Annotated in this window: 16 protein-coding genes; 6 read left to right on the forward strand and 10 right to left on the reverse strand. The window is 74.3% G+C overall.

Features of this window, described 5'->3' with window-relative positions; genetic code table 11:
* Positions 1-7 precede the first annotated feature (7 nt).
* From VFE82_RS17260 to VFE82_RS17280, 5 genes are all read right to left on the reverse strand, one after another.
* Positions 8-1,594 carry a methyl-accepting chemotaxis protein gene (locus tag VFE82_RS17260; RefSeq protein WP_325001571.1) on the reverse strand — a complete coding sequence of 529 codons (1,587 nt, stop codon included), beginning with the start codon at positions 1,592-1,594 and terminating at the stop codon, positions 8-10.
* The gene (locus VFE82_RS17265; RefSeq protein WP_325001572.1) at positions 1,531-2,235 is read right to left on the reverse strand and encodes an Hpt domain-containing protein; all 705 of its coding nucleotides are present in this window, start codon (positions 2,233-2,235) and stop codon (positions 1,531-1,533) included. Before VFE82_RS17265 ends, VFE82_RS17260 begins: the two co-directional genes overlap by 64 nt.
* A 103-nt stretch (positions 2,236-2,338) precedes the next feature.
* Positions 2,339-3,130 (reverse strand): SDR family oxidoreductase, encoded by a 792-nt coding sequence (locus VFE82_RS17270; protein WP_325001573.1) that lies wholly within the window; start codon positions 3,128-3,130, stop codon positions 2,339-2,341.
* A 49-nt stretch (positions 3,131-3,179) separates the two neighbouring features.
* Positions 3,180-3,860, reverse strand: coding sequence for an OmpW/AlkL family protein (locus tag VFE82_RS17275; RefSeq protein ID WP_325001574.1), 681 nt, complete (start codon positions 3,858-3,860; stop codon positions 3,180-3,182).
* Between the two features lie 26 nt (positions 3,861-3,886).
* Entirely contained in the window at positions 3,887-5,068 is a 1,182-nt protein-coding gene (locus VFE82_RS17280) for an SGNH/GDSL hydrolase family protein (RefSeq protein ID WP_325001575.1), read from the reverse strand.
* A gap of 169 nt (positions 5,069-5,237) precedes the next feature.
* Between VFE82_RS17280 and VFE82_RS17285 the strand changes: the two genes are divergently transcribed.
* On the forward strand, positions 5,238-7,466 hold the full coding sequence (locus VFE82_RS17285) for a hybrid sensor histidine kinase/response regulator (RefSeq protein WP_325001576.1): 2,229 nt from the start codon (positions 5,238-5,240) through the stop codon (positions 7,464-7,466).
* Positions 7,467-7,476: 10 nt separating this feature from the next.
* On the opposite strand, the gene VFE82_RS17290 is transcribed toward VFE82_RS17285, so the two are convergent.
* Positions 7,477-8,415: a polysaccharide deacetylase family protein gene (locus VFE82_RS17290; protein WP_325001577.1), complete on the reverse strand. Its 939-nt coding sequence runs from the start codon at positions 8,413-8,415 to the stop codon at positions 7,477-7,479.
* A gap of 115 nt (positions 8,416-8,530) precedes the next feature.
* Here VFE82_RS17290 and VFE82_RS17295 point away from each other — a divergent pair, with 115 nt between their 5' ends.
* Entirely contained in the window at positions 8,531-9,184 is a 654-nt protein-coding gene (locus VFE82_RS17295; RefSeq protein WP_325001578.1) for a glutathione S-transferase, read from the forward strand.
* Between the two features lie 74 nt (positions 9,185-9,258).
* Positions 9,259-9,627 carry a hypothetical protein gene (locus tag VFE82_RS17300; RefSeq protein ID WP_325001579.1) on the forward strand — a complete coding sequence of 123 codons (369 nt, stop codon included), beginning with the start codon at positions 9,259-9,261 and terminating at the stop codon, positions 9,625-9,627.
* A 21-nt stretch (positions 9,628-9,648) separates the two neighbouring features.
* On the opposite strand, the gene VFE82_RS17305 is transcribed toward VFE82_RS17300, so the two are convergent.
* From VFE82_RS17305 to VFE82_RS17320, 4 genes are all read right to left on the reverse strand, one after another.
* Positions 9,649-12,768 (reverse strand): acetoacetate--CoA ligase, encoded by a 3,120-nt coding sequence (locus tag VFE82_RS17305; protein ID WP_325001580.1) that lies wholly within the window; start codon positions 12,766-12,768, stop codon positions 9,649-9,651.
* A 137-nt stretch (positions 12,769-12,905) separates the two neighbouring features.
* Positions 12,906-13,151, reverse strand: a complete 246-nt coding sequence (locus tag VFE82_RS17310; protein ID WP_325001581.1) for a DUF3297 family protein — start codon at positions 13,149-13,151, stop codon at positions 12,906-12,908.
* A 70-nt stretch (positions 13,152-13,221) separates the two neighbouring features.
* Positions 13,222-13,644, reverse strand: a complete 423-nt coding sequence (locus VFE82_RS17315) for a universal stress protein (RefSeq protein WP_325001582.1) — start codon at positions 13,642-13,644, stop codon at positions 13,222-13,224.
* Positions 13,645-13,686: 42 nt separating this feature from the next.
* Positions 13,687-14,130, reverse strand: coding sequence for a universal stress protein (locus VFE82_RS17320; RefSeq protein ID WP_325001583.1), 444 nt, complete (start codon positions 14,128-14,130; stop codon positions 13,687-13,689).
* Between the two features lie 287 nt (positions 14,131-14,417).
* On the opposite strand from VFE82_RS17320, the gene VFE82_RS17325 reads away from it, so the two are divergent.
* The 3 genes from VFE82_RS17325 to ccoS all read left to right on the forward strand — a co-directional run bounded on the left by VFE82_RS17325 (position 14,418) and on the right by ccoS (position 18,044).
* Positions 14,418-15,401: a hypothetical protein gene (locus VFE82_RS17325; RefSeq protein WP_325001584.1), complete on the forward strand. Its 984-nt coding sequence runs from the start codon at positions 14,418-14,420 to the stop codon at positions 15,399-15,401.
* A gap of 117 nt (positions 15,402-15,518) precedes the next feature.
* Positions 15,519-17,882 carry a cation-translocating P-type ATPase gene (locus VFE82_RS17330; RefSeq protein ID WP_325001585.1) on the forward strand — a complete coding sequence of 788 codons (2,364 nt, stop codon included), beginning with the start codon at positions 15,519-15,521 and terminating at the stop codon, positions 17,880-17,882.
* 24 nt (positions 17,883-17,906) lie between these two features.
* Entirely contained in the window at positions 17,907-18,044 is a 138-nt protein-coding gene (gene ccoS / locus VFE82_RS17335; protein WP_325001586.1) for a cbb3-type cytochrome oxidase assembly protein CcoS, read from the forward strand.
* Positions 18,045-18,070: the final 26 nt, after the last annotated feature.

An 18,070-nucleotide genomic window follows, 5' to 3' on the forward strand; every position in this document is an offset into this window, starting at 1 on the left:
GCCCGGCTCAGGCGGCACGCAGGCCCGACGGCGAGCCGCCGTGCAGCGTGAACACGCCCACGGCCTCGACCAGCCGCGTCGCCTGCTGGTTCAGGCTGGTGGCCGCGGCGGCGCTCTGTTCCACCAGCGCCGCGTTCTGCTGCGTCACCTCGTCCAGCCGGCCGACCGCCTCGCCGACCTGGCCGATCCCGGCCGACTGCTGCTGGGTGGCGGCGCTGATGTTGGCGATCAGGTCGTTCACCCGGCGGACCTGGCCGACGATCTCGGCCATGGTGCGGCCCGCGCGGGTGACCTGGGCACTGCCCGTCTCGACCTGCTGCACGCTGTCGGTGATCAGCGCCTTGATCTCGCGCGCCGCCTCGGCCGAGCGCTGCGCCAGGCTGCGCACCTCGCCGGCGACCACCGCGAAGCCGCGGCCCTGCTCGCCGGCGCGGGCGGCCTCGACCGCCGCGTTGAGCGCCAGGATGTTGGTCTGGAAGGCGATGCCGTCGATCACGGCGGTGATGTCGGCGATCTTGCGGCTGGCGGCCGAGATGCCTTGCATCGTGGCCACCACCTCGCCGACCACCTCGCCGCCCTGCGCCGCGATCGAGCTGGCCGTGCTGGCCAGGTCGGTGGCCTGGCGCGCCGTGTCGGCGTTGGCCTGCACGGTCGAGGTGAGCTGCCGCATCGACGCGGCGGTCTCCTGCAGGCTGGAGGCCTGCTGCTCCGTGCGCTGGCTCAGGTCGGCGTTGCCGGTGGCGATCTGGCCCGAGCCGGTGGCGATGCTGTCGCTGCTCTGGCGGACCTCGCCGACCAGCCGCACCAGGCCTTCGTTCATCGTGCGCAGGGCCAGCAGCAGCCTGGCGGTCTCGTCCCGCCCATTGGCGCGGATGTCCGAGCGCAGGTCGCCGGCCGCGACCGTCTGCGCGACCTTCACCGCCTGGCCGATGGGGCCGGTGATCGAGCGGGTGACCAGCCAGCCGGCGAGCACGGCGAAGGCGATGGCCAGGGTGGACGCCGCGACCAGGAGCGTGCGGTCGCTGCCGTACCGGTCGTGCGAGGCGCCCACCAGCTCCGACGAGACTTTCTCCGTCAGTGCGGCGTAGTCGTCGGTTGCCCGGATCAGCGCGGCCAGCAGCGGGCGGCATTTCGCGTTCATCTCGGCGATCGCCTCGGGCTTGCGGCCCGTGGTCGCCAGCTCGAGGATGTGCTCGGCCACCGGACCGTAGTTGCGCTCGATGCGCTCGATCTCGGCCACCTTCTCGCGTGCCAGCGGGGACACGCCGGGCGCCCGGGCCATGCTGGTCAGCTGCGCGAGCAGCTTCTGGACGTCGCCGTGGGCCTGCAGCACCACCGCCTTCTCGGCCGCGAGTTCCGCCGGCTGCTCGACCAGCACCAGGTTGCGGGCGGAGATCGCGCGGACGTCGACGGCCTTGCGCAGCGCCGCTGCCGTGTTGGCGCGGGCGTTGACACCTTCCACGAACTCCTGGAACCGCGTGTCCGAGCCGCCCAGCGAGCGCAGGGCGAACCCCGAGACGGCGAGCACGATCAGGACGAGCGCGGCGAAAGTGGTGCCCAGGCGGGCTCCGATGGAAAACTGCGAGAACTGCACGGCGGATCCGGGAAGGAGGAGGGCGGGTCCTTGCATGCTGCGGCGGGCGACGTCCGGGCGATCGTGTGACGAGCGCCGGATCGTCGCCGGACATCGGGGGACTGCGCTGCGGACGGATGTGCCAGCCGCGATGGCGACCGCGGATCAGGCCGCCGAGGCTGCTGCCGCTGCGGCCCCGCCACCAGCACCTGCGCGTAGGCGTCCAGCGCCGCGCGGGCCGCCTGGCGCCAGCCGTCGATCTCGCCGGGGGGCAGCAACCCGGCTTCGGCCGTCCCCAGCAAATGCCCGAGCCGCGCCGCCCCGACCAGCACGGCGGACCCGCGCAGCTTGTGCGCCAGTGCCGCGATGCGGCCGTGGTCCGCGCCCTCCAGCGACGCCTCCACGTCCTGCAGCAGCCCGGTGGCGCTGGCCAGGAACAGCGCCCGGGCCCGGCCGTACAGCCGTTCGTTGCCACGGTAGACACGTTGCACCACGTCGCGCGAGAAGCCTGGCGGCTCGGGCAGTGCCATGGCCATGGCGGGCGGGGCGGCGGACGTCAGGATGGACGCCGCCCCGGCGGCCGCCGCTGGTGGCGTGGACCGCGTCTCCCGGCCGGCGGGGCCGCCGGGGCGTTCTGCGGGGTCGGGGGAAAGGAACGGCATGGGCGCGCTGGTCGACGCCGCGCAGTGCGCGGCAGCAAGCCCGACAGTAACATTTTGTAGCCTGCTGGCGCTAAGCCGTTTGCCTAGCCGCCCGCCGCCGGATTCAGCGGGGCCGCGGGTCGGCAGGACGGGCCGCGCGGCCCAGATGGGTGCCGCTGTCCAGCAGCAGCAGCTCGCCGGTCACGGTGCGCGCGCCGGCCACCAGCCAGACGATGGCCTCGGCCACGTCCTCCGGCGTGCAGGCACGCCCCAGCGGCACCTCGGCCTCGTAGGCACGGCGCACCTTCTCGTAGCCTTCCTCGCCGATGCCGCGCGCGAACCAGCGCGAGGTGATCAGGCCGGGGCAGACCGCGTTGACGCGGATCTCGGGCGCGAGCGTGCGCGCCAGGTGCAGCGTCATCGCGTTCATCGCCCCCTTGGATGCGATGTAGGGCATCGACGACCCGATGCCCAGGGCGCCGGCCACGGAGGACACGTTGACGATGCAGCCCTGCACCGCCTTCAGGTGCGGCACGGCGGCGCGCACCATCTGGAACGTGCCCACGGTGTTGACGCCCAGGATGTGCTGGAACGCCTGCGCATCCAGCGCGTCCCAGCGGGCGGCATCGCCGAACACCGAGGTGCCGGCGTTGTTCACCAGCGCGTCGAGGCGGCCCCAGCGGCCCACCGCCGCGTCGACCAGCGCGCGGCACTGCGCGTCGTCGGCCACGTCGGCCTGCACCACCAGCGCCTCGGCGCCGGCGTCGCGGCAGGCCTGCGCGGTGGCCTGCGCCTCGTCGGCGCTGCGCGAATAGTTGATGACCACGTTCCAGCCGCGGCCGGCCAGTTGCAGCGCGGTGGCGGCGCCGACGCCGCTGGCCGAGCCGGTGATGACGGCGGTCTGCCGGTCCTGCATGGAAGCTCCTTGAACGCGAAAGGGGCCCAGTCTAGGGCCCCTTGCGGCGTCAGAAGCGCATGCCGACGCCGACCCGCAGCACGTCGGGGTTGAGCTTGGTGCTGATGGTCTGGCCGGTGGACAGGGTGGCCGTGGTGCGCAGCAGCGACCGGGCGTACTGCAGGTCGACGAACCAGCGGTCGTCGATGGACGCGGTCACGCCCAGGCCCGGCGTGAAGCCGAACTTCGACTCCACCGACAGGCCCGTGCCGCCGGCCGGGTTCAGCGGATTGAGCGCATTGAGCGTCGCGCTGCCGTGCTCCTTGTGGAAGTAGGCGTAGGTGGCGCCCAGCATCGCGTAGGGCCGGATGCGCGAGGTCGGCGCCAGGAACCGGTACTGCAGGAAGACCGTGGCGGGCAGCACCCGCACGGTGCCGATCGCGCCGACCCCGGCGATGGCGCCGGCGCCGGTGATGGTGTGCTTGAACGCGGGGCCGATCGGCACCTCGACCGACCAGTGGTCCGTGAGCATGCGGCCCACCGCGAGGGTCGGCCGGGTGTCGGCGTCGATGTCGACCGTGGTGCCGGGCGGCGAGGGCGCAGCCAGCGTGCCGCTGGACACGTCGGGCGCGATGCGGGTGATGCCGCCGCTCACCATCCAGGTGCCGGCCGTCTGGCCCTGGGCGGAGAGCGCGCCGGCGGCCAGCGCGGCGGCAAAGGCCACGCGGGCCGGCAGGAATCGGATCGTCATGGAAGCGGTCTCCTCGGGCACGGGGTTCACAGCCAGCCGGCGCGCGCCAGGGCGCGGCTCACGGTGGCGGCCAGCAGGCGGTGGCCGTACGGCGACGGATGGAAGCCGTCGGAGAAGGCCCAGGTCTGCCACCAGCCGGCCGAGGCGCCGGCCGGCGGCGCGGCGTCGAGCGCGGCGGAGGTGCAGGCCGGGAAGCTGTAGGTCGGCAGGCCGGAGCTGTCCGTCCCCGTGGCCGGGCACGACGCCGCCGTGGCATTGGTCAGCCCGTAGGCGGTGAAGTTGGCGACTTCGTCGGTGAGGTCGGCGTAGAAGTCGACCAGCGCGATGCGTGCATCGCCCGCCACGCGGGCACGCAGCCGGTCGTTGAAGGCGGTGATCCACTGGCGGATGGCGCCCTGCAGCGTCGCCGCCGCGGCCGCGCCCGTGCTGCCGCCGCCGCTCGCCGCGGCGACGCCGGCCAGCGCGGCACGGAAGCGCGGCGTCAGGGTCACGTCGGGCATGTTCAGCACCGCCACGTGGGTGGCGCCCTTGTCGAGCGCCTGCGTCTTGATCGCCTCGTAGTAGGTGTCGGCCACCTTCTGCATGTACAGGCCGGCGGCGAGCGCGGGGCCGTTGGTCTGCGGCAGCGTGGCGGCCAGCGTGGCGCTGTCCAGCTGCTGGCCGAGGAAGGCCTGGTAGTTGGCCAGGCCCGGCGCGCCGGCCGACAGGCCCAGGTAGGCGCCGATCAGGTCCTTGGCATCGTTGCCGCCGCCGTCCACCAGGATCAGGTCGCTCGCGGACCAGCGGCCGCCCGCCGCCGTGGCCGCCTGCGACAGCTGCAGCGGGATCGACTGCGGGCCGGCGGCGCCGCCCTGCGACGCGGGATTGACGATGTAGCCGTTGCCGATCGCGAAGTTGGTGCAGCCGGGCGTGCTGTTGGGGGCAAAGGTGGAGCCCGTGAACCGGTAGAAGTTGCACTGGCCGGTCAGGCCGTAGCTCTGCGCGACGATCTCCGGGAACAGCGGGAAGCCCTTGGGGTCGGCCGAGTTCTGCACGGTGGCCTTGGCGCCGAACGTGCCGACATCGGCCAGGCTGTCGCCGGCCACGACCACGCGCGAGAACGAGCTCTTCGGACCCGCGGCATCGCCGCCACCGCCGCAGGCGGTCAGCACCGCGAGCGCGGCGAACGAGGCGGCGGCCAGGGCCGTCGTCGACTTCTTCCAATCCATGGTGTCTCCTGTTGAAGTAGAACGAACCACTGAATAGAACGACCGTTCGTTCTTTTGGGAGGCGCAGGATAGCCCCGCCACGCCGCAGCGGGCCTCAGGGTTTGTGCGCAGGTCTCCTCCTGTCAGAGTTGACAGGGGCGGCGGCCGCCGCGCGCGTATGCTGTGTTCCGTGCGCGTCCCGTCGTTCGACCTCTGGGCACCGAGAACGCTGCGCCGGAGCATCCTGGCGCCGCTGCTCGCCGTGGCCGTGCCTTTGCTGGCGGTCAGCGTCGCGCTGTTCCTGCTGCTGGCGCACGACCAGCGCGAGGAACTCTGGCAGCGCCACTTCACGATGGCCCGCGCGACGTCGGCCGCCGTCGCCCGCGAGATCGACGGAACGCGTGCGCGGCTCGACTCGTTCGCGGCCGGCAGCCTGCTGCTGTCGCTGGAGCCGGGCCAGTTCCGGCAGGATGCCGCCGAGCTCCTGCGCGTGCGCCGCGACTGGCGCACGCTGCTGCTGACCGATGCGCAGGGCAATGCACTCGCGGCCGCGCCCGCCGTCGCCCGGCCGGCCGCACCGCTGGCGCTCGCGGCCGAGGCGGCCCGCACGCAGCGGTCGCTCGTCTCCGCGCTGTACGACTCGGCCGACGGCCGCCAGGTGGTGAGCATCGCGGTGCCGGTGCGTGGCCGCGGCGAACGGCGCGTCATCGTCGCGGAGCTGCGGGTCGAATGGCTGGACACGCTGCTGGCCGACTTCCTCGCGCCGCCGAACGTCGGCGGCCTGCTGGACCAGAACCTGCGCGCGATCGCCCGCAACGTCGATGCACTGAAGTACCGCGGCCGGCAGCCGGCCGAGCCGATGCTCGAGGGCCTGCGCCGTTCCGGGGAGGGCCGGGTGCATGCCCCGACGTTCGAAGGCCGCTCCGCCGACGTGGTCTGGGTGCCGGTCACGGGCACGCCGTGGCGGCTCGCCTTCGCCTATCCGACCGAGGCGCTGCTGGCGCCGGTGCGCAACCGGCTGCTGCTGGTCGCGGTGCTGGCCGGCCTGGCCAGCACCGCGGGCATCGCGCTGGCCCTGGCCACCAGCCGCCGCCTGCGCGCGGCGCTGCGCAAGGTGGGCGCCAGCGCCGAAGGCGCGATCACCGGCCGCGAGATCGACCCGCCGACGACCGGCGTCGAGGAACTCGACCGGATGGGCGAGGCGCTGGCCCAGACGGCGCGCGTCGTGCGGCAGGGCGAGATCCAGCGCGAGCAGCTGCTGACGCGCGAGCACGAGGCCCGGCTGGTGGCCGAGCGCGCCAGCAAGGACAAGGACGACTTCATCGCGATGCTCAGCCACGAGCTGCGCAACCCCGTCACGCCGATCCGCTATGCCGTGCGGCTGCTGCGCGACGACATGCCCCCCACCGCGCTGGCCCGGGCGCGCGACGTCATCGACCGGCAGACGGCGCACCTGGCGCGGCTGCTGGACGACCTGCTGGATGTCAGCCGCATCACGCGCGGCAAGATCGACCTGCAGCGCGAGCCGTTCGACCTGCGCGAGGCCGTGGCGCTGGGGGTCGAGATCGCGCGCCCGCTGGTCGACGCCGCCGGTCACACCCTGACCGTGCGCCAGCCCCCCGGACCGGTGCCCGTGGTGGGCGACAAGGCGCGGATCGCCCAGATCGTGAACAACCTGCTGCACAACGCCGTGAAGTTCACGCCGGGCGGCGGCCGCATCGAACTCGACCTGGCCAGCATCGCCGAGCACGCGGTGATCTCCGTGCGCGACAACGGCATCGGCATCGCGCCCGACCAGATCGAGCGCGTGTTCGGCCTGTTCGCCCAGGCGCACGAGCGCACCAACGGCCCGCAGGGCGGCCTGGGCATCGGGCTGGCGGTGGTCAAGGCGCTGGCCGAGCTGCAGGGTGGCAGCGTCACCGTCACCAGCGAGGGCCGCGGCAAGGGATCGGTGTTCGAGGTCCGCCTGCCCGCGGTGGAACCCGAGCTGCTGGTCTCGATCCCGGCGGCGGGGCTGCCGCAGGCCAGCCCGGGCGTGGCGCAGCTGATGGTGGTCGACGACAACGTGGATGCCACCGACGCCCTGGCGGAGGTGCTGCGCGCGGACGGCTACGCCGTGCAGGTGGCGTACGACGGCATCGCCGCCATGGAGCTGGCGGCCATCGTGCAGCCGCAAGCCATCGTGCTCGACCTGGGCATGCCGCGCGCCTCCGGCTACGACGTGGCGCGCTGGGTCCGCCAGCAGCCCTGGGGGGCGCGCACCTTCATCGTCGCCGTCACGGGCTGGGGGCAGGAACGCGACCGCGAGCGGACGCAGGCGGCCGGCTTCGACGCGCACCTCATCAAGCCGGTCGAGCCGCGGCAGATCGAGGAACTGCTGTCCGCCGCCATCGCCGACCGGGCGCGCACCGCGGCCTGAGCAGGCCGCCTCAGGACATCGACTGGGCCACGCCGCTGATCGCGGCGGCCTGCGGCGCCAGGCCCTCCGTCAACCGCTGCTCGGCCAGCGCCGACGCTGCCGGTGCCGCGGTGGCGGCCGGCGCGGCGGCCGGCATGGACGTGGCGGGCATGGCGGCCGCGGCGCGGCGCAGCCGGCGCGCGATGCGCCAGTCTTCCAGCGGCGTGGTCACGCGGGCCACCAGCATCGCAAGTGGTTCGGTCGCGTGCACCGACAGGCGCGGCAGCCGCAGCGGCTCGTCGTTCCAGCCGGCGCGCGCGCTCACCACCGTGACCGCGCGGGTGAAGCCCGCCTCCCGCACCATCTCCACGTGCTGGGCGGCGTGCAGGCCGTGCGGGTAGGAGAAGCTGCGCACCTCGGCGCCGAGCACGTCTTCCAGCTCCTGGCGGCAGCCGGTGATCTCGTCGCGTGCCTTCGCGTCGGTGCAGGCACACAGGTTGACGTGGTGGCGCGTGTGGCCGCCCACCTCCATGCCGGCCGCCGACCATGTGCGCAGGTGCGCCACGTCCATGAGCGGGGCGGGCGGCACCCCGTTTGCGTGGTCCCACACGTTGCTGCCCCCCAGCTGCGAGCTCACGGCGAAGGCGGTGGCGGTGAACCCCAGCTCGCGCAGCACCGGCAGCGCGTGGTCGAAGTTGTTGCGGTAGCCGTCGTCCAGCGTGATGCCGAACACCCTGCCGGTGAGGCGGCCCGCGAGGTAGGGCTCCAGGTCGCGCAGCGACAGCCCGCGCCATCCGAGCAGGCGCAGGGCGCGCAGCTGGCGTTCGAACTGCGCGGGGGGCAGCACCAGGGATCGGTAGGGTGTGCCACGCGCCGGCGGCGTCGCCGTCTGGTGGTACGACAGGATCGCGATGGGCGCGCGGTGTGGACGGACACCGGCGACGCCCGCGGGGGCGCAGTCCTGGAGCATGGCGTGTCTCCCTTTGTTGTCTCAACCATTCTGGGCGCCTCCACGGCGCTCGGGTAGTAGCCCGGTCGGACTACCCGGCCCGGTCTAGACTTGGCCGCCACACAGGAGACCGCCCATGGCCCTCGCATTGCACGGTTCGCCGATCTCGAACTACTACAACAAGGTCAAGCTCGCGCTGCTCGACAAGGGAGTGCCCTTCGATGAGGTGCTCACCCCGACGGGCCGCACGGACGAGGCTGTGCTCGCCGCCTCTCCGCTGGGCAAGATCCCCTTCCTGCGGCTGGACGACGGCCGCGCGCTGTGCGAGAGCCAGCCCATCCTGGAGTGGATCGAGGCGAGCTGGCCGACGCCGGCGCTGCTGCCCGCCGACGCCTTCCAGGCCGCGAAGGTGCGCGAGCTTGCCACCTTCATCGACTGGCATCTGGAGATCACCGCGCGCAAGCTCTACGGTCCGGCCTTCTTCGGCGCCGACCCCCTGGCGCCCGACGAGGCGGCCCGCCTGCGCCGCGAGCTCGAGGAGCGCATCCGCGCCTTCCGGAGGCTGGCGCGCTTCGCCCCGTTCGTGGCCGGTGACGCGTTCACCCTGGCCGATTGCTGCGCCTTCAACCACCTGCCGCTGGTGGGCCTGGCCACCCGGGCGGTCTTCGGAGAGGACCTGCTGGTGGCCGGTGGCATCGACTACAAGGGCTACCTGCGGCTGGTGGGTGAGCGGCCCTCCGCGCAGAAGGTGGTGGCCGACCGCAAGGCGGCGCAGGCGCTGCTGCGCTGACCGCCTGCTGCGCCCGTCCGCCACCGCAGCGGCGGGCGCGCCGCTTGCCCCTGTCCAGCATGGAGACTCCCCTGATGCCCATCCCGAACGCCGACCTCATCCAAGCCGTGCTCGACGGCAAGGTGGTGCAGGTCACACCGAACGAGGACGGCTGGACCGACATGGAGCCGGGTGCGGCGATCGTGACGCTGGTCCGCGCGGCCCCGGGCCTGCGGTTCCGCGTCAAGCCGCGCGCGGTGGTCAACTGGCTGCCCGTGGTGCGCCACGAGTCGGAAGGCGCGGCGCTGGGCAATGTCTACGTGGACCGCGGCCTGATCCCGCGCGAGCTGCCCTCCGGGCCGGTGGTCAAGGTCATCCGCCTCGAGCTGGATCCGAACACGCTGGAGCCGGTCTCGGTGCGCACCGAATCCCTGCTGCCGCCCGAGGTGCCTCCCCAGGCGTGACCGGGTGCGGGCCGTCGTGCGTCACGTGCGCGCGATGCCGGAGCGCCGGTCTGACGGCAGCCGGTGCGCCGCTGCGGCCAGCGCGTCGGCGCGTTGCAGCGCCGCGTCGAGCGCGGCGGCCACGCCGCGCACCTGCGGGCCCATCAGGTCGAGGTGCCCGCCGGACACCCGCACCACGTCCAGGCCCGAGCGCGCGATGCGGCGCCACACCGGCAGCGGGTCGTCGTAGCCGCCCAGCGGCATCCGGGCCCGCAGGTAGGTGACCGGTGCGCCGGCGAACGGCTCGGGCCGGTATTGCGCCAAGGCCTGCAGCAACGTGTCGTAGACGGCGCGCTGCGCATCGGACAGCCCCGTCGGCGGCTGCAGGCCGGTCGCGGGCGACTCGGCGCCGCGGCCCGCCAGGCGACGCGCGGCTCCCGCGACATAGGCCGGCCACTCGCGCGCGGGCAGGGCGGCCACCGTGCGCCAGCCGCGGCGCCCGCGCGAGAGCGCGCGTGCCAGGGGCGCCAGGTCCTGGTGCACATAGGTGTCGAGCAACGCCACCAGCTCGAGCGTCTCGCCGGCCTGCGCCAGCGCGCGCGCGATCTCCAGGGCGACCAGGCCGCCGAACGAGTAGCCGCACACCGCGTACGGCCCCTGCGGCTGCACGGTGCGCAGCGCCTGCACGTACGTCGCGGCGATGTCTCGCACGTCGCCCTGCGGCGGCTGCGTGCCGTCCACCCCCAGCGCCTGGAAGCCGTACACCGGCCTGGACGTGCACAGGGCCTGCACCAGCGCCCGGCATTCGAGGACGGTGCCGCTCAGGCCGTGGACCAGGAAGAGGGCGGGGCCGGCGCCATCGCGCAGCCGCACCGCCGGCCCCTGGGACATCGCATCGGGCCGGGAGCGAACGAGCTGCGCGAGCTGGCCCAGGGTGGGCGCCTGCAGCAGCGCCGACAGGGGAAGCTCCAGGCCGCTGACCGCCTTCACGCGTGCCATCAGCCGCGCCGCCATCAGCGAATTCCCACCGAGCTCGAAGAAGTCGTCCTCCGGCCGCACCGCGGTCAATCCGAACAGCTCGGCCCAGGAGGCTTCGAGCTCGCGTTCCAGCGGCTGCGTGCCGGCCGCCGCAGAAGCGGCCGCCGTCTGCAGCTGCGCGTGCCGCCGGATGGCGTCGATGCTCTCGGGATTGCGCAGCGCCGACAGGTTGGCGGGGGCGCCGCCCGCGAGGGCGGCGCGCGCGGCGGCATGCGAGAGCTTGCCGTTCTGGGTGACCGGCAGGGCCGGGACTTCGAGGACCCGATCGGGCACGTGCGCCGCCGAGAGCCGGCCCGCCACCTCGCGCCGCACGCGGGCGACGAAGGCCGCACCCGTGTCGACGCCCTCGGCCACGACCACCAGGGCGACGGTCACCGCCTCGCGCGCGGGGGACTGATGCTCCACCACCATCGCTTCGCGGACTCCGGGCATGGTGTGCAGCACCCGTTCGATCTCGCCGGGCGAGACCTTGATCCCGCGCACATTGAGCACGCCGTCCACGCGGCCGTGCAATCGCGCCCCGCCTGCGGGCGAGAACTCGATCAGGTCGCCGTGGCTCCACACGCCGGGGTTCTGCGCGAAGTACGCGGCATGGAAGCACGCGCCGTCGGTGTCGCCGAACAGGCCGAGCGGCCGCGAAGGAAACGGGTTCGCGCACACCAGCTGCCCGATCCCGTCGACCGGGCTGCCGTGGTCCCAGGCCTGCACGTCCAGGCCCAGGCTCCTGCACTGCGCCTCGCCGGGGTGCACCGGCAGGTCGGGGTGGCCCAGGACGAAGCAGCCGATGATGTCGGTGCCGCCCGAAATCGACTGCAGCGGCTGCGGACCGACCGCCTGCGCGACCCAGTCGTACTGCCGGTCATGCAGCACGGAGCCGGTCGAGAGGATCGCGCGCAGCCGCCGCAGGTCGAACTGCGACCCCGGCACCAGGCCGGCCTCCTGCGACATGCGCAGGTAGGGCGGGCTGGTGCCGAAGACCGTCACGGCCTCGTCGGCCGCCAGGCGCCAGAGCCGGTCGACGGTCGGGATGGGTCCGTCCCAGGTGACGATCTCGGCGCCCGACGCGAGGGCGGAGAGCTGCCAGTTCCACATCATCCAGCTGCAGCTGGTGTGGAAGTACAGGCGGTCCTCCGGCCGCAGGTCGGTGTGCAGCCGGTGCTCCTTCACGTGTTCCAGCAACGTGCCGCCGGCCCCGTGCACGATGCACTTGGGGCGGCCGGTCGTCCCCGAGGAGAACATGACGAACAGCGGATGGTCGAACGGGAACGGCTCGAATGCGAACGCGTCGGCGTCCCCGTCGGCCAGCAGGCGGTCCATCCGCTCGACGGCGCAGGTCGCGGCCGCGAGTTCGCCGTCGATGAGGACGACGGCCTGCAGCGAGGGCAGCGCGCGGCACAGGGCGTCGAGCTTCTCGGGCAGGGCCGGACCGCTGTCGAACGGCTGTGGCGCGGCGTGCGCGACCAGGACGCGGGGCGCGAGCGGCGCGAAGCGGTCGATCAGGGCCTCGACGCCCATGTCGGGCGAGGCGGTGGAGAGCGTCGCGCCGACGGCGGCCACCGCGAGCCCCGCCAGGACGGCCTGGCCGTCGTTGCGCAGCACCGCGGCCACCCGGTCGCCCACGCGCAGGCCCAGCGCGTGGAACGACTGCGCGAGCCGCTTCACGGCGTCGCGCAGTTCGCCGCGTCGCCAGCGCACGCGGCGGCCGTCGGCATGCACCGACGTCAGCGCGGGAGCGTCGGCGTCCGCGACGCGCAGGTTCAGGAGGCTGTCGGCGTAGTTCAGCCGCAGCCCCGGGAAGAAGCGTGCGTGCTCGCAGTCGTCGCCGACGCACACCGGCTCGGGCTCGCCCACCAGGCCCAGCGAGTCGCCCGCCCAGTCCACCACCGCGCGCCAGAACCGGCGGAAGTGGCGCACCGAGTGGGCGTGCAGCGCGGCGAAGTCGGTGAACCCGCGCTGCTCCTGCGCGGCGAGCGCGCGGGTGAACTGCGACAGCTGGGAGGCCGGGGCGGGCGGCGGTGCTTCGCGCGCGTGCCCCTCGCTGCCCTCGTCGGCCGGCTCGCGCGGCGGTGTCCCCGCCTTGCCCTCGGATGCGGCCCGTGCCGGCCCGACCACCAACTCGGCCATGCGGTTCTCCCAAAACGACCTGGGAGACAAGTGTGGGCCGAACCCGGCCCGTTCGGGCTGGCCCTAACGGGCCCTTGCGGGCTGCGGACGGATGGGGTCGAGACGGTGCGCCGTCCGGCGCGCCGTCGACGCCTGCCTCAGCGGTAGAAGGCTTCGACCTGGCCCTTGAGCTTGATCATCAGCGGCTGCCCGCGGCGGTCCACCGTCTTGCCGGCGGGCACCCGCACCCATCCTTCGCTGATGCAGTACTCCTCGACGTCCCCGCGCTCCTTGCCGTTGAAGCGGATGCCGACCTCGTGCGCGAAGACAGCCGGCACGTGGAACGGGCTGCGGGGATCGATGGAGAGGCGGTCGGGGAGGGCTGGGCGTGCGGTCTCGGTCATGGCCCGCGATTGTGCCGCGCCGCCGCGGCACGCCGGCGCGCCCGCGCCAGCGCCCCGGCCCGCCCCGGGCTCACTTCACCAGCAGCACGGGGATCGGCGACTCGGCCAGCACGCGCGTGGCCACGCTGCCCATCACCGCACGGCCGAGCATCCCGTAGCCATGGGTGCCCATCACGATCAGATGGGCCTTGGCCTTCTGGGCGGCGGCCACGATCTGCGAGGCCGGTTCGCCCGCCTTCCATTCGCAGCTGGCGCTGATGCCCTTGCGCTGGAGGAACTTCTCGATCGGCGCCAGCACCTTGGCTGCCTCCTCCTCGTGGTAGCCGTTCACCGCGGCGGCGCCGACCATGGTGCGCACCCGTGGTGGCATCGGCGGCTGCACGTTGACGACCACCACCTCGTCGTCGGGGCCGGCCAGGGATTCGTGGGTGGCGAGGAAGGCCAGGGCCTTCTTGGTGAACTTGCTGCCGTCGGCGGCGAGGACGATGCGCATCGGGTCTCCTTCGTGTTGTCGAGGTTGTGCTTGGAACGGCGGTCAGCGTAGCACCAGCACGGGCGTGCTGGCGTGCGTCAGGACATGCTGGGTTTCGCTTCCCAGCAGCACGCGGCTGAGCCCGCGGCGGCCGTGGGAGGCCATCACGATCAGGTCGCACTTGTGCCTGCGGGCGGCGGCGACGATGGCGTCAGCCACGGCGTCGGATCGGGTGACCACGGGCCGCGCCCTGACCCCGGCTTCGCCGGCCTCCTCGGCGACGGCATCGACCACGGCCCGGCCCTTGTCGGCCCATTGCTGCTCGATGCGCGCGATCTGCTCGGGCTCCAGGGCCACGGCGCCTTCGAAGAAGCTCAGCGGATAGCGTGGCACCACGTGCAGCGCCACCAGGTCGGCCCGGGTCGCCGCGGCCAGCCCGATGGCCGACTGCACGGCCTTGCGCGACAGCTTGGAGTCGTCGGTGGCGACGAGGATGCGGCGGTACATGGCGGGCTCCTGCGTTGTCGGATGGCCCGCAGCGTAGGTCTGCGCCGGGTCCCCGGCCTTGACGAAGGTCAACGGCCGGGCACGGCCGTGCCAGGCGCACGGCTCGGACCTGCATGCATCGCGCATGGACCGCGGCCGGCAGCAGCGCCGCAGACCGGGCCGGCGGCTGCCGGCGCGCGCGTGATCGCGTTCCTACTCGCGCGCGCGCCGTCTTCTCACCGCCGGCCCGCCGCCGCGGCGGCAATCTTGGCCAGCCCGCCGCGCGGAAGGCGGGGCAAGGAGTCCCGATGCCTTTCCTGCACCGGCTCATCGCCGTCCTGTTCACGCTGCTCGTCGTCGCCGTCGGCGGCACCGCCGCCCGGGCGCAGTCGGAGCCCACCGTCGACCAGATCTACCAGGCCGCCAACAGCGGCCGGCTGGCGCAGGCCCGGACCATGGTCGACCAGGTCGTGCGCAACCATCCGGACAGCGCCAAGGCGCATTACGTGCGGGCCGAGATTGCCGCCCGTCAGCGCGACGCCGGCCTGGCGCAGCAGGAGCTGGCGGCCGCCGAGCGGCTCGCGCCGGGCCTGCCGTTCGCGCGGTCCGACGCCGTGCAGGCGCTGCGCACCCAGGTCGACCGCCTGGCGCAGGGGCCGGCCGACACCCGCGCGATGGGCGGCCCCGGCGCGCCGGGCGATGTCCGGTCCGCGGCGTCGGCCGGCCCTGGCCTGCCATGGGGCACGCTGGCGATCGGTGCGGCACTGGTGGTCGGGGCGCTGGCCCTGCTGCGCCGGCGCCAGGCCGCACGCACCGCGCCGCTGGGCATGCCGCCCGCGGGCAGCTTCGGCACACCTGGCGCCGGCCCGCACGGCCCGCAAGGCCCGGGTACACCGGGCGCCACGCCCTACGCGGGCCCGGGCATGCAGCCAGGCCCCGCCGGCGCGTGGACGGGCGCGGCCCCTGGCGGTGGGTGGGGACCGGGGGCGCAGGGCCCATCGATGGGATCGGCGCTCGGCCGTGGCCTCGCCACCGGGCTGGCGGTGGGCGCCGGCGCGGTCGCCGCCCACGAGATCGGCCGTCGCATGTTCGACCAGCACCCCGGGCCGCCCGCCCAGCCGGCCGGCAACGACACCGCCGGCTGGTACCCCGGCCCGGACGGCATGGTCAACGCCGACATGGGCGGGCAGGACTTCGGCATCCAGGAGCCGGGGTCCTGGGATGCGGCCCCGGACAATTCGGCCGGGCTGGATGCAGGCGACGTCGGCGGCGGCGGCGACTGGGACACCTGAGCCGCTCGGCGCGCAGGCCCGCGGACGGCCCGCCACCCGCCCTCAGCGCCGGGCCCGACCGGCGCCCCGTTGACCTGCATCAACAGGGTCGGCCGGCTGCGCCGGTAGCCTCCCCGCATGCAGTCCGTCAGCCTTCCCGCGCCCGCGACCACCGTGCCGCCGCCGGCCGCCTGGGTGGCCCTCGACGAGCCCGCCGCCTGGGAGGAGTTCAGCCGCCCGGTGCGCGACCACGAGGGTTGCTGGGAGTCCTACCTCGCGATCGAAGGCATGTTCTGCGCCGCCTGCACCCTGACGATCGAGGAGGCACTGTCGCGCCTGCCGGGCGTGCAGGCGGTGCAGGTCAATGGCGCGACGGCCACCGCGCGCATCGTCTGGGCGCCCGCGCGGACGCGGCCGTCCGAGTGGCTGGTGGCGCTGCAGCGGGCCGGCTACGGCGCGCTGCCGGCCGGCGACCAGCTGGCCGCCGAGCCGCGCCAGCAGGCCCGCCGGCGGCTGCTGTGGCGCTGGCTGGTCGCCGGCTTCTGCATGATGCAGGTGATGATGTACGCGTACCCCGCGTACATCGCCCAGCCCGGCGACATCACGCCCGACATCCAGGCGCTGCTGCGGTGGGCCTCGTGGATGCTGACCGTCCCGGTGGTGCTGTTCTCGTGCTGGCCGTTCTTCGGGTCGGCGCTGCGCGACCTGCGCAACGGCGGCATCGGCATGGACGTGCCGGTCGCCGCCGGCATCGCGATCGCGTTCGGCGCGAGCACGGTCGCCACGCTCGACCCGGCCGGGCCGCTCGGCCGCGAGGTCTGGTACGACTCGCTGACCATGTTCGTGTTCTTCCTGCTGTCGGGCCGGCTGCTGGAGCAGCGCCTGCGCGATCGCACCGCCGGCTCGCTCGAAGCGCTGATGCGCCGGCTGCCCGCCACCGTCGAGCGACGGCGCGAGGACGGCAGCTTCGAGCGCGTTGCCGTGCGCCGCCTGCGGGTGGGCGACCGCATCCGCGTGCTGCCCGGGGAGGCGTTCCCGGCCGATGGCCGCGTGCTCGAAGGCAGCAGCCGCGTCGACGAGGCGCTGCTCACCGGCGAATCCGAACCGCTGCCGCGCACGGCGGGTGACGCCGTGGTGGCCGGCAGCCACAACCTGGCCGGCGCACTGCTGGTCGTCGTCGAGCGGATCGGCGACGACACGCGCTATGCGGCCATCGTGGCGCTGATGGAGCGCGCCGCCGTCGACAAGCCCCGGCTGGCGCAGCTGGCCGACCGCATCGCCGGGCCGTTCCTGGTGGCGGTGCTCGCCGCCGCCGCGGCAGCGGCCTGGGCCTGGTGGCCCGGCGGCGCCGGGCACGCACTGGGCATCGCCGTTGCGGTGCTGATCGTGACCTGCCCGTGCGCGCTGTCGCTGGCCACGCCGGCCGCCACCCTGGCGGCGGCCGGCGCGCTCGCGCGGCGCGGCATCCTGGTGCGGCGCCTGGAGGCGCTCGAGGCCGCCGCGTCGATCGACGTGGTGGTGTTCGACAAGACCGGCACGCTCACGCGCGACCGGATGCAGGTGGCTGCGATCGCCACGCGCGACGGAACGGATGCCGCGCAGGCGTTGCGGCTGGCTGCGGCCCTCGCCCGGCAGTCCCTGCACCCCGCCTCGCGCGCCCTGGCTGCCGCCGACGACGCCGGCGATGGTCCGGCCGAGGCGGCCGAGGTGCAGGAGTTCGCCGGCCGCGGGCTGGCCGGCCAGGTGCGGGCCCGCCCCGGGGCCGTGCCCCGGTCGCTGCGGCTCGGGTCCGCGGCGTTCTGCGGCGCACCCGATCCGGCCGGCGACACCGCCCAGGTCCACCTTGCCGACGAGAGCGGCTGGCTGGCGGCCTTCACGCTCGACGAGTCCCTGCGGGACGACGCGGCCGCCGCGGTCGCACGGCTGCACGCCGACGGGCTGGACGTCCAGCTGCTCTCCGGCGACCGCGCCGCGGCGGTGCGCCGGCTGGCCGCGCGTGCCGGCATCGAACGCTGCTGGGGCGGCCGCTCGCCCGAGGACAAGCTCGCGCACGTGCGGCAGCTGCAGGCGCAGGGGCACCGCGCGGCGATGGTGGGCGACGGCATGAACGACGGGCCGGTGCTCGCGCGGGCCGACCTGTCCGTCGCGATGGGGCAGGCCGCGCCGCTGGCCCAATCGGCCGCCGACGTCGTGGTGCCGGGCGGGCAGCCGGACGCGGTGGCCACGCTGCTGGCGGTGGCGCGGCGCACGCGCCGCATCGTGCGCCAGAACCTCGCCTGGGCGGCGGCCTACAACGCGGTGTCGGTGCCGCTGGCCCTCGTCGGCTGGATGCCGCCCTGGGCGGCCGGGCTGGGCATGGCGGCCAGCTCGCTGTTCGTGGTCGCCAACGCCGCGCGGCTGGCCCGCATCCCCGACGGCGCGCCGCCGCGTTCCACCCTCCGCGCCGACCGCACCGGCGCGCCTGCGGCCGGCGCAGCGGCCCTGCCGGCCGCGGCGCGCTGAGCGCTGGCGCCACCAGGACCTGCCATGGACATCCTCTTCCTGCTCATTCCCTTGTCGGTCGGCCTTGGCCTGCTGATCCTCGGGGCGCTGGGCTGGGCCGTCTGGCGCGGCCAGTTCGACTCGCTCGACGCCGAAGCGCAGCGGATTCTCGACGCCGATTGATGTGCATCAACGGGCGCCGCGCCCGT

This window comes from Ramlibacter sp. (genome assembly GCF_035655895.1).
In the GTDB taxonomy this organism is placed as follows: Bacteria; Pseudomonadota; Gammaproteobacteria; order Burkholderiales; family Burkholderiaceae_C; genus Ramlibacter.